The following is a 16,133-nucleotide window of genomic DNA, read 5'->3' on the forward strand; positions in this document are numbered from 1 at the left end:
GGCGCACCATCCCGGGGCCGCAGCGTGGCGGCCCCGGGAAGCGAGCAATGATCAGGCCAGTTGCCGCAGGGTGTGCTTGATGGTCTGCGCGCGCACGGCCACGTCGGCCATCTTGCCCTCGATGCGCAGCTTGTCCTGGCCGGCCAGCTTGATGTGGCGGTTCTTCTGCACCAGCTCGATGATCCTGAGCGCGTCGATGGGCGGGTTGGGCAGGAACTGCATGCTGATGGCGGTCTCGTTCGCGTCGATCTTGCGCACGCCCAGCGGCACCGCGGCGATGCGCAGGCGGTGCGTCTCGATCAGCGCCTGGGCCTGGTCCGGCAGGCGGCCGAAGCGGTCGATCAGCTCTTCCTGGATGTCGTCCACGCGCTCGGCCGTCTCGCAGTTGGCCAGCCGCTTGTACAGCGACAGGCGCTCGTGCACGTCGGTGCAGTAGTCGCTGGGCAGCAGCGCCGGCGTGCCGAGGTTGATCTCGGTGGTGGCCGCCAGCGGCGCCATCAGGTCCGGCTCCTTGCCGGCCTTGAGCGCCTTCACGGCGGCGTTGAGCATGTCGGTGTAGAGCTGGAAGCCGATCTCGTGGATCTCGCCCGACTGCTTGTCGCCGAGCACTTCGCCGGCGCCGCGGATCTCCAGGTCGTGCATGGCGAGGTAGAAGCCCGAGCCCAGTTCCTCCATCTGCTGGATCGCCTCGAGCCGGCGCTGCGCCAGCTTGCTCAGGCCGTCCACGTCGTGCACCAGCATGTAGGCGTAGGCCTGGTGGTGCGAGCGCCCGACCCGCCCGCGCAGCTGGTGCAGCTGCGCCAGGCCGAACTTGTCGGCGCGGTGGATCAGGATGGTGTTGGCGGTCGGCACGTCGATGCCGGTCTCGATGATGGTGGTGCACAGCAGGATGTTGTCGCGCCGCGCGACGAAATCGCGCATCACGCGCTCCAGTTCGCGCTCGTGCATCTGCCCGTGCGCCACCGCGATGCGCGCCTCCGGCACCAGCTCGGCGAGCTTGGCGCGCTTGTTCTCGATGGTCTCGACCTCGTTGTGCAGGAAGTAGACCTGGCCGCCGCGCTTGAGCTCGCGCAGGATGGCCTCGCGCAGCACGCCGTCTTCCTCGCGCCGCACGAAGGTCTTGATGGCCAGGCGCTTCTGCGGCGCGGTGGCGATCACGGAGAAGTCGCGCAGGCCTTCGAGCGCCATGCCCAGCGTGCGCGGGATCGGCGTGGCGGTCAGCGTCAGCACGTCGACCTCGGCGCGCAGCGTCTTGAGCGCCTCCTTCTGGCGCACGCCGAAGCGGTGTTCCTCGTCGATGATGACCAGGCCCAGGCGCTGGAAGCGCACGTCGTCGGACAGCATCTTGTGGGTGCCGATGACGATGTCGGCGGTGCCGTCGTTGATCATCTTGATGGCGCCGTCGATCTCCTTCCTGGTCTTGAAGCGCGACAGCTCGACGATGCGCACCGGCCATTCGGCGAAGCGGTCGGAGAGGTTCTGGAAATGCTGCTCGGCCAGCAGCGTGGTGGGCGCCAGCATGGCCACCTGCTTGCCGCCCATCACCGCGACGAAGGCCGCGCGCAAGGCCACCTCGGTCTTGCCGAAGCCCACGTCGCCGCACACCAGGCGGTCCATCGGCTTGCCCGAGGTCATGTCGGCGATCACCGCGGAGATGGCGGCGGCCTGGTCCGGCGTTTCCTCGAAGCCGAAGCTCTCGGCGAACTTCTCGTAGTCCCTGGGAGAGAGCGGGAACGCATGGCCCTCGCGCGCGGCGCGCCGCGCGTACAGGTTGAGCAGTTCGGCGGCGGTGTCGCGGATCTGCTGCGCGGCGCGGCGCTTGGCGCGCTCCCACTGGCCGGAGCCGAGCGAGTGCAGCGGCGCGGTGTCGGGGTCGGCGCCGGAGTAGCGCGAGATCACGTGCAGCTGGTGCACCGGCACGTAGAGCTTGCTGCCTTTCTCGTAGTCCAGGTGCAGGAATTCCTCGTTGCCCTGGCCCAGGTCCAGCGTCACCAGCCCCTGGTAGCGGCCGATGCCGTGCTCGCTGTGCACCACCGGGTCGCCGATCTTGAGCTCGGCCAGGTCGCGCACCATCGAATCGACCGCGCTGGCCTGTTCCTGCTTGCGCCGTCCGGTGCGGCGCGCCACGCCGGCGTAGAGCTCGGCCTCGGTGACGAAGGCCAGCGGCGCGCCGCCGTCGGCGGCCGGCAGCGCGAAGCCGCTCTGCAGCGGCGCCACCGCGATGGAGAAATGCGAGTCGCCGGCCAGGAACGCGGCGAAGTCGTCCACCGGCAGCGGGCGCAGACCGCTCTCGCCGAACAGCTGCATCAGCGTCTCGCGCCGGCCGGCGGAGTCGGCGCACATCAGCACGCGCCGGTCCTTCCTGAGCAGCAGCGCCTCGAGGTTGACCAGCGGGTCTTCGGCGCGGCGGTTGACCGAGACGTCGGGCAGGGCCTCGGCCAGCGGCGCGGCGGCGGTGTTGTCGTTGGTCGCCTGCAGCACCAGGCGCGCGAGCGGCTTGGCGGCGGTGAAGAACTGCTCGTCGGAGAGGAACAGCGTGGCCGGCGTGAGCAGCGGGCGCTCGCGGTCGTGCCGCATGAAGTTGTAGCGCTGCGTGGTGTCGGCCCAGAAGCGGCGGATGGCGTCGGGCACGTCGCCCACGAAAGCAAGCTGGCTGCCCGCCGGCAGGTAGTCGAAGGCGGTCGCGGTCTGCTCGAAGAACAGCGGCAGGTAGTACTCGATGCCGGCCGACGGCACGCCGTTGCCGATGTCCTTGTAGATCGGCGACTTGGTCGGGTCGCCCTCGAACAGCTCGCGCCAGCGGCCGCGGAAGGCGGTGCGCGCGGCTTCGTCGAGCGGGAATTCGCGGCCCGGCAGCAGGCGCACTTCCTTGACCGGGTAGAGGCTGCGCTGCGTGTCGGGGTCGAACGCGCGGATGGTCTCGATCTCGTCGCCGAACAGGTCGATGCGGTAGGGCAGCGTGGAGCCCATCGGATAGAGGTCGATCAGCCCGCCGCGCACGCTGTACTCGCCGGGGCGCATCACCGCGCTGACGTGCTCGTAGCCGGCCAGCGTGAACTGCGCCTTGAGCGCGTTTTCGTCGAGCCGCTCGCCCTGCTTGAAGAAGAAGGTGTAGGCCGCCAGGAAGGCCGGCGGCGCCAGCCGGTAGAGCACGGTCTGCGCTGGCACCAGCATGATGTCGCACTGGCCGCCCTGGATGTCGTGCAGCGTGGCCAGCCGCTCGGAGACCAGGTCCTGGTGCGGCGAGAAGCTGTCGTAGGGCAGCGTTTCCCAGTCCGGCAGCAGGCGCACGCGCAGCTCCGGCGCGAACCACGGGATCTCGTCGGCCAGCCGCTGCGCGTCGGTCGCGTTGGCGCAGACCACCGCCAGCATCGGCACGCGCGCGCGGTGCTGGCGCGCGTAGGCGGCCAGCGCCAGCGCGTCGGCGGAGCCCGGCAGGCCGGCGATGGTGTGGCGCTGGCCGGCCTTGACCAAGGGCAGGCTGGCGAAAGGGACGGGACGATTGGCTTCGGGCATCAGGTACGGACTGGCGGTTGGGTGCGGAGGCCTTGCTGCGGCGGGCATTCGGCAAACGGACACCGGGACACCGGGGCGGCAGGGCGCGGGCAATCGGGCAATCGAGCAAACGCGCGCGTATCGTCGCGTATCGTCGCGCATCGGTGGCATGGGCACGTTAGTGGACACATGTGACGCACGCATGCGGCGCCACGCACAACGCACGGCGGGCACGCGGCGGGCCACACAACGAACGCGAAACGAACGCAGGACGGCGGCAAGACGAACGAGAAAGCGCGGGCCGCGCAGCAGCGACACCCCGCCGGCATCGCGGGCGGGGTGTCGCTGCATGCAACCCGTGCCGAAGCGGGCGGCGGCGCGCTTCGGCATTGTGCTTTCATCGCCCGTTTGTCCGCGAGCGAAGGCCGTATTATAGAATGCGCACCGAATCCACGTTTCAACAGCCGTTCCAAGAGCTGCGCATCAGGAGCCGCGTTTGCCCGCCTTCCCCCCGGCGGCCAGCATCCGCTGGCCTTGCCGCGCGTCCCGTGCCCCGCGCACCCACTTCGTTTCCTTGCGCCATCCGTGTCCGTCCGCCGCTTTGCCCTGATTCCCTGTGCCGGTACCGGCAGCCGCGCCGGCGGCAGCCTGCCCAAGCAATACCAGACCGTGGCCGGCCGGCCGATGATCTGGTACGCGCTGGCTGCCTTCGCCGCCTGCGATGCCGTCAGCGCGACCGCGCTGGTGCTGGCGCCGGACGACATGCCGCTGGAGTCGCGCTTCGGCGCCGGCACGTTTGCCGGGCTGCGCTTCGATACCGCCTTCGTGGGCGGCGACACGCGCCACGCCTCGGTGCTGGCGGGCCTGCATCACCTGGCGCAGCTCGGCGCCACCGAGCGCGACTGGGTGCTGGTGCACGATGCCGCGCGCCCCGGCCTGACGCCCGCCATGATCCACGCGCTGGTGCGCGCGGTGGAAGGCGAGGGCGGTGAGGAAGACGGCCCCGACGCCGCCATCGGCGGCATCCTCGCGATCCCCGTGCCCGACACGCTCAAGCGCGCCAGCGACGCGCCGGGCCAGGGCGCGGCGGTGCGCATCGGCGCCACCGTGCCGCGCGAAGGCCTGTGGCAGGCGCAGACGCCGCAGATGTTCCGCATCGGCGTGCTGCGCCAGGCCCTGCAGGAAGCGCTGGCGGCCGGCGCGGTGGTGACGGACGAGGCCAGCGCCATCGAGCGGCTGGGCCTGCATCCGCGCCTGGTGAACGGCTCGCTGCGCAACTTCAAGGTGACGTATCCGGAAGACTTCGCGCTGGCCGAGCTGCTGCTGGGCGACGCCGCCGCGCGGTCCTGATCCGCCTTGCCCATTCGAACCCCTGTCCCTGAAGGAGTGACGCTTCCATGACCCCATTCGATATCCGTGTCGGCCAAGGCTACGACGTACATGCCCTGGTGCCCGGGCGCAAGCTCATCCTGGGCGGCGTGGACATTCCCCACGACCGCGGCCTGCTGGGCCACTCCGACGCGGACGCGCTGCTCCACGCCATCACCGACGCGCTGTTCGGCGCGGCCGGCCTGGGCGACATCGGCCGCCATTTCCCCGACACCGACGCGCGCTTCGCCGGCGCCGACAGCCGCGTGCTGCTGCGCGAGGCGGCCCGGCGCGTGCGCGAGGCCGGCTACGAGATCGGCAACGTGGACGCGACGGTGATCGCGCAGGCGCCGAAGCTGGCGCCGCACGTCGGCGGCATGGTGGCCAACCTGGCCGAGGACCTCGGGCTGCCGCCCGCGAGCTGCAACGTCAAGGCCAAGACCAACGAGAAGCTCGGCTTCGAGGGGCGCCAGGAAGGCATCGTGGCGCAGGCGGTGGTGCTGATCTGGCGCGGCACGATCACGCAGCAGCAGGACTGAAGGATCGAGGGAAAACGGAGGAGCGACGCGCGCGCTCAGCCCTTGGGCGCCGCCGCGCCTTCGGGCGGCACCGCGTAGACGTAGTCGATCAGGCGGGCCATCGCGCCCGCGCGCGCGCCGGCCTCGGTGCGCTTGACGAAGCCCATCTGCTGGCACAGGCGGTTGGCGGATTTCATCTCGGGCATGGTGCGCACCAGCAGCGCGCCGGCGCCGATGTCGCGCGTGCGCTGGATGCAGACCTGCATCAGCGTGCGCCCCAGGCCCAGCCCGCGCGCCTGCGGGCTGACCGCCAGCAGCCGCGCCTCGGGCAGGGCCAGCGTGACGGTGCTGCCGTCGAGCACCGGCACGGTCGCGCCGGGATGGCAGAACAGCACGGCGCCGCTGACGCCGTGATCGGTCTCCGCCACCCACCATTCCATTTCCGAGGTGTTCGCCGCCAGCACGGACTTCATGCCCTGCTGGAACGACGCGCGGCAGTCCTCCATGATCTCCAGCTCATACTGCCCGTAGGCCTGCTGGGTCACGGCGGCGATGTCGCCCCAGTCGTGCACGGCGGCGAGACGGTAGCGAAAGCGCGGGGAAGTATGCGAAGGCAGGGTGCTCATGGTGGGGCGAAGGCTGTGACCTTGCTGGATTGTAGGCCCTTCGGAGCACAAAAGCAGTCAGTGAATTACCGACTTGGCGCGCCGGCAACAGGCGCCGGTGCGGTGGCCGTCATGATGGCCGTCATGTTGGCCGATGCGGTGGCCAACATGGCGGGAAGGCGCCTGCCTTCCCGCCCGTGGCGAGCTGCGGGGGCGTTTTGCGGGGAGTTTATTCCGCGGCGATCACGTTGGCGGCCGCCACGATCACGGCGGCGATGCGGCCCACGTCGCGCAGTTGCTGCGCGGTCATGCCCTGCTCGTTCTTGAGCAGCTGGTAGTGCGACTTGACGCAGAAATGGCACTTGCCGACGATGGACGCGGCCAGCGCGTACATCTCGAAGCGGCGCTTGTCCACGCCGCCGTGCGTGGCGTACGCGTTCATGCGCAGGCCCGCGGGCTGGCTGGCCAGATCGGGGTCGTCGGCCATCTCGATGTACGGATACCAGACGTTGTTCATGCCCATCAGCGCGGCGGCGGTCAGCACCGCGTTGGTTTCCTCGGGCGACAGCACGCCGGAGTTGCGGATCGTGTCGACGAGCACGCGGCTCTTGGCGGCGAAGGCGGCGGCCAGGGCCACGGCCACGGCATCGTTGCCCTCGAGCGAGGAGCGCGCGATGGTGCCGTCGAGGTTCAGGCGGATGTCCTTGGCGTAGTCGGGAATCAGGCCCTTAATCGTGCTGATGAATTCCATACAAATCTCCTATCGGTAGGGGCTCAAAAAACCCGCCGGGGCGGGTTTCGAGACGCGGGCCGCAGCCCGCGCGCAGATCGCCGCAAACCGCCGGCCTCTTGGTGCCGGCAGTTTGCGCTGCATGCAAGCCGTACTGAAGCTTACAGCGTGGCGCCGCCAACGGCGCGGTTGCACGGGCACAGTTCGTCCGTTTGCAGGCCGTCCAGGATACGCAGGACTTCGTCCGGGTTGCGGCCGACGTTCAGGTTGTTCACCGACACGTGCTGGATCACGTTGTCCGGGTCGACGATGAAGGTGGCGCGCAGGGCGACGCCGGCGGCGTGGTCACGCACGCCGAGCTGGTCGATCAGCGAGCCGGTCACGTCGGCGAACTGCCATTGGTCCAGCTTGTTCAGGTCCTTGTGTTCACGGCGCCATGCCAGCTTCACGAATTCGTTGTCGGTCGAGCCGCCCAGCACGATCGCGTCGCGGTCGGCGAAGTCGCCGTTGAGCTTGGCGAAGGTAACGATTTCGGTCGGGCACACGAAGGTGAAGTCCTTCGGGTAGAAGTAAATGATCTTCCACTTGCCTTCGAACGACTTCTCGGTGATGTCTTCGAATGCCGACTGGCCATTCTCTTCATGGTTGTTGAAACCCGGCTTGACACCGACGACGTGGAAGGCTTCGATCTTGTCACCAACGGTCTTCATAGACTGCTCCTGGATGCGGTTGAAGAGAGACGCTCGCGCCGCCATCCGCCGGGGGGCAGAACAGCAGCGCAACGAACATGGATTATGCGTCATCCCCGGAGGCCGGGCTAATTGAAAATCTCAAAGAGCCCGATAGCCGGGGTGGCGCCTGCGCGCACCGGCCATGCGCACCGGCCAACGATGGTGGCCGCCGCATGTTGCGGCGCCATGTCAGCCGGGACACGCGCCGCGCGTGCCATGCAGGGGCATCGCGCAGGCCAGGCCGGCCGGCATCGGAAGTCTACTCCACCGGCGCGCGGCCGGCGCGCCGGTGCCGCATGGCGGCCGTGTTCAGGCGGCCTTGCCGGCCGCTTCCACGCAGGCCTGCTGCCGGCCGGCGCGGAAGATCGTCAGCGTGGCGGCCAGCCCGCACGCGGCGGCGAACATCAGCCACAGGCCGGGCGCGGCCTTGTTGCCGGTGCTGTGGATCAGGTAGGTGGAGATCGCCGGCGTGAAGCCGCCGAACAGTGCCGTGGCGAGGCTGTACGCCAGCGAGAAGCCGGCCGTGCGCACCGCCGGCGGCATCACTTCGGTCAGCGCCACCACCATCGCGCCGTTATAGCCGCCGTACAGGAAGGACAGCCACAGCTCCACCATCAGCAGGCGGCCGAACGACGGCTCGGCCACCAGCCACGATACCGCCGGATAGGCCGTGGCCAGCGTGAGGACGGTGAACAGGATCAGCATCGGCTTGCGGCCCACGCGGTCCGACACGGCGCCCATCAGCGGCAGCCAGATGAAGTTGGACAGGCCGATGCACATGGTGACGATCAGGTTGTCCACGTCGTCGAGCTTGAGCACGGTCTTGCCGAAGGTCGGCGTGTAGGCCGTGATCATGTAGAACGACACCGTGGTCATCACCACCAGCAGGCAGCCGGCCACGATGATGCGCCAGTTGGCGGCCATCGAGCGGTAGATCTCGCCCACGCTCGGGCGGTGCTTGCGCGCCTTGAATTCCTCGGTCTCTTCCAGCGAGCGGCGGATCAGGAACAGGAACGGCACGATCAGGCAGCCGATCACGAACGGCACGCGCCAGCCCCATTCGCCCATCTGCTCGGGCGACAGCAGCGCGTGCAGCGCCACGCCCAGCAGACCGGCGAAGATCACCGCGACCTGCTGGCTGGCCGACTGCCAGGCCACGTAGAAGCCCTTCTTGCCGGGCTGGGCGATTTCCGCCAGGTAGACCGACACGCCGCCGAGCTCGACGCCGGCGGAAAAGCCCTGCAGCAGGCGCCCGGCCAGCACCAGCAGCGGCGCGGCCACGCCGATCGAGGCATAACCCGGCACGCAGGCGATCAGCAGGGTGCCGCACGCCATCAGCACCAGCGTCAGGATCAGGCCCTTGCGGCGGCCGTGGTGGTCGATGTAGGCGCCCAGCACGATCGCGCCGAGCGGGCGCATCAGGAAGCCCGCGCCGAAGGTCGCGAGCGAAAGCATCAGGGAAGCGAATTCGTTGCCGCTCGGGAAGAACGTCCTGGCGATGGCGGCGGCGTAGAAGCCGTACACCATGAAATCGTACATTTCCAGGAAGTTGCCGCTGACAACGCGGAACACGGTACGGAACCCGTGCTGCTGGGACGTGGAGCTTGACATGTGGCTGTCTCTCGCAGGCGCCGCCGGTCAGTCCCGGCAGCTTGATTGTGGTGGTTTCTGTCAGCCTTGCGGGGAGGCCGCGCACGTGGCTGCGCGGTGCCGTGGGCGGCGGTCCGGCTGATGGCGGGAGTTTGCGCCGGGGCGCTGTCAATCCGCTGTCAAAGGCCTTTCAAATTGATATCAGCGGCTGTCGAAAACCTGTCAGTCGCCGGCGCGGGTGTGGGGAGGGGCACTTGCGGCGAACTTTCCGGGCGCAGGGCTGGGGCGGAAATGCGGAAGGCCATTTCGCGATGCCCGCGCGGGGCACGGCGAAATGGCCTTCGATGCGACGACGCCAGAGTCCCCTTGAAACGGCTGCTAGGCGCGCCGGAAAAATGCGCTCACCACCAGCCCGGTCTCGGGCGGCGGCCGGTTGGCCAGCATCAGCCGGCCGCCGTTGCGCTGCAGGATGCGGTTGACGATCGACATCCCCAGCCCCGCGCCCTTGGCCTCGCTGCGCGCGCCGTCGAGCCGGTAGAACGGGCGCGTGAGCAGCGGCAACTGCGCCTCGGGCACGCCGCTGCCGTTGTCGGCCACGGTCAGCACCGCTTCCTTGTCTTCGATGCGGGTGCTGATCTCGACCACCGCCACGCCGTTGTCCTCGGCCTTGGCGTAGCGCCGCGCGTTCTCGACGAGGTTGTCGAGGATGCGCTGCACTTCCATGCGGTTGGCCACCGCCATCACGGGCTCGCCCGCGCGCACGTGCACCTGCACGTCGTCGTGCGCGCCGTAGACGCCCACCGCGTCCTGCACCAGCGCCGACAGGTCGACCGGCTCCACCGTTTCCAGCGCGGGGCGGGCGTAATTGAGGAACTGGCCGATGATCGCGTCCATCTGCTCGATGTCGGCGATCATGGCCTCGCGCGTGGCGTCGTCCACGGGCGACATCTCGGTCTCCAGCCGCAGCCGCGTGAGCGGCGTGCGCAGGTCGTGCGAGATGCCGGCCAGCATGACCACGCGGTCGTCGTCGAGCTGGCGCAGGTCGCGCACCATCTGGTTGAAGCTGTGGTTGGCCAGCGCCACTTCGCTGGCGCCGTGCTCGGGCAGCGTGGGCGGGTCGCCGCCGCCGCCGATGGCGCGCGCCGCGTTGGCCAGCCGCTTGAGCGGATGGTTGACCAGCGAGGTGATGAAGGCGGCGCCGATGATCGACAGCAGCAGCGCGGCGATGCTCCACCACAGCCACTGGATGCCGGGCACGCGCTCGAAGCGCTCGGGGCTGATCGCCACCCAGTAGTCGTCGCCCTCGATCTCGAAGCTGACCCACACGCCGGGAATGTCGTTGACGGTGGTGGCGATCACGGTGTCCTCGCCGAGCCGGCCGCGGATCTCCTGCTGCACCAGCTGGGTCAGGAACGGGTTGGTCGTGGGCCGGGAGAAATCGTCGTCCTTCTCGCGCGGGTAGACCTTGATGCCTTCGTTCTGCACCAGGTCGAGCAGCAGGAAGCGCCGCCGCGCGGGGTCGGAATAGAGCAGGGCGGCGCGCGTGAGCTTGACCACGCTGACCACCTGCATGGCGATCTGCTGGGCGCGCGGCGCGCGCTCGAACAGCCGGTAGCTCTGGAACCAGATACCGAGCGAAAGCGCCAGCAGGAGGGCGATCAGCATGAAGGTCCGCCAGAACAGCGAACCGAACAGGCGTGTGGCCGCGCGGCCGAGGGCGGTCGCCATGCGCGGCGCCTTACTTCACGCCATCGGGAATGAATACGTAGCCGAGCCCCCAGACGGTCTGGATGAACCTCGGGTTGCCCGGATCGGGTTCGATCAGCTTGCGCAGGCGCGAGATCTGCACGTCGAGGCTGCGGTCGAAGACTTCATATTCGCGCCCGCGCGCCATTTCCATTAGCTTCTCGCGCGACAGCGGCTGGCGCGGATGGCGGGCGAACACCTTGAGCACCGAGAATTCGCCGGTGGTCAGCGTGATCTCCTCGTCGTTCTTGGTCAGCGTGCGCGTGGCCAGGTTGAGCACGAAGTCGCCGAAGGCGAAGGTCTCCGGCGTTTCCGAAGGCGCGCCGGGCACCTCGGCCGGGCCCTTGCGGCGCAGCACGGCGTGGATGCGGGCGATCAGCTCGCGCGGGTTGAACGGCTTGGGCAGGTAGTCGTCGGCGCCCATCTCGAGGCCGACGATGCGGTCCACGTCCTCGCCCTTGGCGGTGAGCATGATGATCGGGGTCTGGTCATTGGCCCCGCGCAGGCGGCGGCAGATCGACAGGCCATCCTCGCCGGGCATCATCAGGTCGAGGACCAGCAGGTCGAAACGCTCGCGCAGCCAGAGCTTGTTCATCGCGGTGGCGTTTTCCGCTACCAGTACCGTGAAGCCCTGTTCGCCAAGGTAGCGGCGCAGCAGGTCGCGCAGACGGGGATCGTCGTCCACGACGAGAATCTTGTGGCTGGTATTTTCCATGGCGGTATCTTAGCGACAATCGCTTTCGCTCAAAATGGCTTAACAAAAGGTTACATACTTTACCCCGTGGCATGGCGGCGCGCATCCGGCGTCCTTGTACACTGCCGCATACCGTTTCCGCAGCCGCGCCCGCGCGCGCTCGTACCGCGGCTTTGCCGCGGCTTGTACTGCGGCTCGCACCGCGGGTTTTGCCGCAGTTCGTGCCGCTTGCGCGGGTGTCGCCGTGCACGACCCCGGCAATACCGGAGGATGCGCGCGGCGGGGCAACGGGATCTCCTGCTTCCGGCAGGCCGGCCGGCCGCCGTTCCAGAAGCGAAAACCGCCATTATCAATGAAAGTTACCCGCAAGCGCGTCGGGATTTCTCTTTATCGTACCGGCGCGGCGGTGGCATTGCTGCTCGCCGCCGGCGCCGGCCATGCCCAGTCGCCGGGCATGGCGCATCTGCTGCAGAGTCCGGGGCGGGCCGCCGCGCCCAATCCCCCAGCCCGCGACGGCTTCGCGCGCAACGAGCGCGAGCGCTTCGGCCAGGACGAGGCGCGCGCCCGCGCCGGCAAGTACCGCGCCGAGCGCGATCTCAACGAACGGCTGTCGCGCGACCAGTCCAACGACAAGCTCTCGCCCGACGAGCGCCGCAAGCTGCGCCAGAACCTCTACGACCTCGGGCGGGAGATGTACCAGGGCGGCTGACGCCGCGCCCGCCGCATGCCCGCCCCTTGCCCGCACCATGCCTGCGCGGGCTTGCCGGCCTTCCGGCGGGGCGTTGTGATTGGCATGCCTCTTACCGATCCCGCCCGCGGCGCCTAGCCGCGCGGCTGGAAATGCCGCAGGAAATCCACGAACGTTTCCGCCGCGAGCTGGGCATCGGCGGCGGTGATGGTCTCCAGCGGGTTGTGGCTGATGCCGCCGTTGCCGCAGCGCACGAACAGCATGGCCACGTCGGTGATGCGCTGCATCATCATGGCGTCGTGGCCGGCGCCCGAGGGCAGCTCGAACGCTTCCAGCCCGCGCTTTTTCAGCACCGCGCCGAACTGGTCCATCAGCCAGCGCGCGCACGGCGCGTTGTTGACCGGCGCCACGCGCTCCACCTCGGCGGCCAGGCCGCGCCGCGCGGCGATGGCCTCGATGCCGGCCAGGATGTCGGCGATGGCGGCTTCGCGGATGCCGTCCTCGCCGGCGCGGATGTCCATCGAGAACACGCACTCGCCGGGAATGACGTTGCTCGACCCGTTCGGCACCTGCAACTGTCCCACGGTGCCCACCAGCGTGGGCGCCGCGCCGCAGCGGCGCTCCACCAGCAGCACCATCTCGGCCGCCGCCGCGGCGGCGTCCTTGCGCATGGTCATCGGCGTGGTGCCGGCGTGGCTGGCCAGACCGCGCACGCGCACCTGGAAGCGGCTGCTGCCGGCGATCTGGGTGACGACGCCCAGCGGCAGTTCGTGGTGCAGCAGCACCGGGCCCTGTTCGATGTGGACCTCGACGAAGCCGTGCAGAGTGGCGGGATCGACCGCCGCGGCCCGCAGCGCGTCGAGGCTGCCCGCGCCTGGCAGGCCGGAGGCGGCCAGCGCCTCGCGCAGCGTCACGCCGTCGGCGTCGGCGCGCGCCAGCAGGGCCGGGTCGAAGCGGCCGGCCAGCACGCTGCTGGCCAGGAAACTGGTCTTGAAGCGCAGCCCTTCTTCCTCGGCGAAGGCGACCACGTCGAAGTGATAGGGCAGGCGGATGCCGGCCGCGTTGAGCGCGCCCGCCACCGCCACCGGCAGCAGGATGCCGAGCCGGCCGTCGTAGCGGCCGCCGTTGCGCACCGTATCGAAGTGCGAGCCGGTCATCAGCACGCGCGCCGCCTCGCCCGCGGCGGGGTCGGCGGCGTAGCGGCCGATCACGTTGCCGATGGCGTCGATGCGCACCGCCATGCCGGCCGCGCGCATCCACTCGGCCAGTTGCGCCTGCGCGGCGCGGTGGGCCGGGGTCAGGTAGGCGCAGGTCAGGCCGCCTTCCATGTCCGAGAAGCGGGCCAGCGCGTCGGCCTGGTCGAGGATGGTCTGGCCGAGCGGGGCGCCGGCTTGCGGGAGCGGAGTGGACTGGGTCATGGCAGGGAAGAAAAGCGTGCCCGCAGCGGTGCGCCCCCGGCGAGCGGGCGGCGCGAAGCGGGAATGGCGAAACGGGGGTGAAACCGCGATGATAACGCCGCGAGGCGCGCGCCCGGCGCGCTCAATTCTCGCGGCAAGCCATGCGCCTGGCGCGCCCGACGCGCGTCAGCGGTTGCGCAGCCACGTCTTCCACGCGATCCACAGCTTGCGCATGGGCGTGAGCGAGATGCGCTGGTTCAGCACCTGGAAGTCGCTCGCCTCCAGCTCGTCGAGCAGCGCCTGGTGGATCGCGCCCATCACCAGCGCGGCGCGCTGGGCACGGCGGTCGGCGCGCGGCAGCAGCGCCAGCGCCTCGCGGTGCAGCGCGCGGGCCTGCCCGGCGCGCTCGCGCATCAGCGCGGCGAAGCGCTCCGAATGCGTGCCGCGCGTGATCTCGGCCGCCGGCACCTGGAAGCGCTGCATGGTGTTGACGGGCAGGTAGATGCGCCCGCGCCGGGCGTCCTCGCCCACGTCGCGCAGGATGTCGACCAGCCGCAGCGACAGGCCGAGCTTTTCGGCGAATGCCAGCGTGCTGGGGTCCTGGCAGCCCAGCAGGCGCGCGCTCATGGTGCCGACCACGCCGCCCACGTGATGGCAATAGCGTGCCAGCGCGATGTCGTCGAGGTAGCGCGACTGGGCGAGGTCCATCTCCATGCCTTCGAGCACCTCGCCGAACATCGCCTGCGTCAGCCCGGCGGCCTGCGCGTGGGGCTGGAGCGCCTTCGTGACCGGATGGCTGGGCGCGCCCATGAACATCTGGCCGATCTCGTTGCGCCACCAGGCCAGTTGCTGGTGCGCCACGCTGGCGTCCTGGGTGTCGTCGACGGCATCGCCGATCTCACGGCACCAGGCGTGCAGCGCCGTCATCGCCTGGCGCTGCGCGGGCGGCAGGAACAGGAAGCTGTAATAGAGGCTGGAGCCGCTGCGGGCGGCTTTGTCTTGGCAATACTGATCGGGCGTCACGCCGGTCTCGGTCGGTGAAATGGGGGCATCCGCGGGGGGCATCCGCGCCGGGCGGCGGGGCCGCCCGGGGAACGCGGCGGATTGTAGCACCGCGCCCGCGCCGGCCCGCATGCGCCGGGCGCGCCACTGCGACAATCCGCCGCGCTTGCCGCCATCGCCTGCCGGTGGTGTCCGGGACGGTCGGCAAGCGCCGCCGCGGGCGCTTTAGAGGGCTTCCCCCACGGAGCGCCGTTTGACGCATTCGGGTCCACCCCGCTATATTGCTGACCGGCGGGTTATTAATTGCCCCGCCGGCTCTCGCTGTGCCCGCAGTCCCACCGATCTCACGCTCAATTCATGCCAGTGCCTTGCCCCAGGCCGGACGTCGCGGCCGCCGAAGTGCTTTCTTTCTCGCTTTCCGCGCCCGCCGGCCGAGTCGGCCGGGCCGCCGGGCGCGCGCGCGGCCTGGCTGCCTGCCTGGCCGCGGCTGGCCTGCTGGCGGCGCTGGCGGCCTGCAGCCCCAAGCCGGAGCCGGCCCCGGAAATCCGCCCGGTGCGCCTGATGCGCCTGCAGGCGGGCGCCGGCAAGACCGATTTCGAGTTCTCCGGCGACGTGCGGCCCCGCATCGAGTCGCGCCTGGGCTTCCGCGTGGGCGGCAAGATCGCCGCCCGGCTGGTCGACGTGGGCGCCACGGTGCGCAAGGGCCAGCCGCTGGCCCGGCTCGACCCGACCGACCTGGGCCTGGCCGAGGCTGGCTCGCGCGCGCAGTTCGACGCCGCCCGGACCGACCGCGACCTCGCCGAGGCCGATCTCAAGCGCTACAACGACCTGTTCGCCAAGGGCTTCATCAGCGCCGCCGAGCAGCAGCGCCGCCAGGCCACCTTCGACTCCGCCGTGTCGCGCCTGCGCCAGGCCGAGGCCGGCCTGCGCAACCAGTCCAACCAGACCGCCTATGCCGTGCTGCCCGCCGATGCCGACGGCGTGGTCACGGCCATCGACGCCGAGGTCGGCCAGGTGGTCACGCCCGGTCAGCCGGTGGTGCGCGTGGCGCAGACCGCCGAGAAGGAAGTGGCCGTGGGGCTGCCCGAAGACCAGGTCGAGCGCCTGCGCGGCATCTCGGACGTGACGGTGCGCACCTGGGCCGAGCCGGGCCGCCCGCTGCCGGGCCGCGTGCGCGAGATCGCGCCGATGGCCGACCCGGTCACGCGCACCTACGCCGCGCGCGTCAGCGTGCCCAACCCGCCGGCCGACTTCAAGTTCGGCATGACCGCGGTGGTGACGTTTACGTGCACCGGCGACAGCGCCGCGCTGCGCGTGCCGCTGTCCGCGCTGCTGCAACAGGGCGGCGGCAACCAGGTCTGGATCTACGAGGCCGCCGCCAACGCGGTGGCCGGCACCGTGCGGCCGGTCAGCGTGACGCTGGGCGAGCCGCAGGGCAACGAGGTGCAGGTCACGCGGGGGCTGGCGCCGGGGCAGACCATCGTCACCGCCGGCGTGCACCTGCTCAAGCCCGGCCAGAAGGTGAAGCCGCTGCCGTCGGTGGCGCCCGCCACCGCGCGCAACTGAGGC

13 protein-coding genes are annotated in these 16,133 nt (G+C 70.0%); 4 read left to right on the top strand and 9 right to left on the bottom strand.

What is annotated here, in order from left to right:
- Nucleotides 1–51 precede the first annotated feature (51 nt).
- Nucleotides 52–3,516 (bottom strand): transcription-repair coupling factor, encoded by a 3,465-nt coding sequence (gene mfd / locus ACWTPI_RS08670; RefSeq protein ID WP_454731428.1) that lies wholly within the window; start codon nt 3,514–3,516, stop codon nt 52–54.
- Between the two features lie 564 nt (nt 3,517–4,080).
- Here mfd and ispD point away from each other — a divergent pair.
- Nucleotides 4,081–4,845: a 2-C-methyl-D-erythritol 4-phosphate cytidylyltransferase gene (ispD, locus tag ACWTPI_RS08675; protein ID WP_020201241.1), complete on the top strand. Its 765-nt coding sequence runs from the start codon at nt 4,081–4,083 to the stop codon at nt 4,843–4,845.
- Nucleotides 4,846–4,892: 47 nt separating this feature from the next.
- The gene (gene ispF, locus ACWTPI_RS08680; RefSeq protein WP_020201242.1) at nt 4,893–5,402 is read left to right on the top strand and encodes a 2-C-methyl-D-erythritol 2,4-cyclodiphosphate synthase; all 510 of its coding nucleotides are present in this window, start codon (nt 4,893–4,895) and stop codon (nt 5,400–5,402) included.
- A 35-nt stretch (nt 5,403–5,437) separates the two neighbouring features.
- Here ispF and ACWTPI_RS08685 read toward each other — a convergent pair whose 3' ends face one another.
- The 6 genes from ACWTPI_RS08685 to ompR all read right to left on the bottom strand — a co-directional run bounded on the left by ACWTPI_RS08685 (nt 5,438) and on the right by ompR (nt 11,498).
- Complete coding sequence (locus ACWTPI_RS08685) at nt 5,438–6,007, bottom strand: GNAT family N-acetyltransferase (RefSeq protein ID WP_020201243.1); 570 nt, start codon at nt 6,005–6,007, stop codon at nt 5,438–5,440.
- A 208-nt stretch (nt 6,008–6,215) separates the two neighbouring features.
- Entirely contained in the window at nt 6,216–6,737 is a 522-nt protein-coding gene (locus tag ACWTPI_RS08690; RefSeq protein WP_020201244.1) for a carboxymuconolactone decarboxylase family protein, read from the bottom strand.
- A 140-nt stretch (nt 6,738–6,877) separates the two neighbouring features.
- On the bottom strand, nt 6,878–7,426 hold the full coding sequence (locus ACWTPI_RS08695) for a peroxiredoxin (protein WP_454731429.1): 549 nt from the start codon (nt 7,424–7,426) through the stop codon (nt 6,878–6,880).
- A 330-nt stretch (nt 7,427–7,756) separates the two neighbouring features.
- Nucleotides 7,757–9,058, bottom strand: a complete 1,302-nt coding sequence (gene tcuC, locus ACWTPI_RS08700; protein WP_454731430.1) for a tricarballylate/proton symporter TcuC — start codon at nt 9,056–9,058, stop codon at nt 7,757–7,759.
- Nucleotides 9,059–9,415: 357 nt separating this feature from the next.
- Complete coding sequence (locus ACWTPI_RS08705; RefSeq protein WP_020201247.1) at nt 9,416–10,765, bottom strand: ATP-binding protein; 1,350 nt, start codon at nt 10,763–10,765, stop codon at nt 9,416–9,418.
- A 10-nt stretch (nt 10,766–10,775) separates the two neighbouring features.
- Nucleotides 10,776–11,498 carry an osmolarity response regulator transcription factor OmpR gene (gene ompR, locus ACWTPI_RS08710; protein WP_006576352.1) on the bottom strand — a complete coding sequence of 241 codons (723 nt, stop codon included), beginning with the start codon at nt 11,496–11,498 and terminating at the stop codon, nt 10,776–10,778.
- A gap of 331 nt (nt 11,499–11,829) precedes the next feature.
- On the opposite strand from ompR, the gene ACWTPI_RS08715 reads away from it, so the two are divergent.
- Entirely contained in the window at nt 11,830–12,186 is a 357-nt protein-coding gene (locus tag ACWTPI_RS08715; RefSeq protein WP_454731431.1) for a hypothetical protein, read from the top strand.
- Nucleotides 12,187–12,299: 113 nt separating this feature from the next.
- On the opposite strand, the gene ACWTPI_RS08720 is transcribed toward ACWTPI_RS08715, so the two are convergent.
- Together ACWTPI_RS08720 and hpnD are read right to left on the bottom strand one after the other, a co-directional pair.
- Nucleotides 12,300–13,583, bottom strand: coding sequence for a Zn-dependent hydrolase (locus tag ACWTPI_RS08720; RefSeq protein ID WP_454731432.1), 1,284 nt, complete (start codon nt 13,581–13,583; stop codon nt 12,300–12,302).
- 165 nt (nt 13,584–13,748) lie between these two features.
- Nucleotides 13,749–14,585 carry a presqualene diphosphate synthase HpnD gene (gene hpnD, locus ACWTPI_RS08725; RefSeq protein ID WP_020201250.1) on the bottom strand — a complete coding sequence of 279 codons (837 nt, stop codon included), beginning with the start codon at nt 14,583–14,585 and terminating at the stop codon, nt 13,749–13,751.
- 336 nt (nt 14,586–14,921) lie between these two features.
- Here hpnD and ACWTPI_RS08730 point away from each other — a divergent pair, with 336 nt between their 5' ends.
- Nucleotides 14,922–16,130: an efflux RND transporter periplasmic adaptor subunit gene (locus ACWTPI_RS08730; RefSeq protein WP_454731433.1), complete on the top strand. Its 1,209-nt coding sequence runs from the start codon at nt 14,922–14,924 to the stop codon at nt 16,128–16,130.
- Nucleotides 16,131–16,133: the final 3 nt, after the last annotated feature.

Source organism: Cupriavidus ulmosensis, from assembly GCF_977008105.1.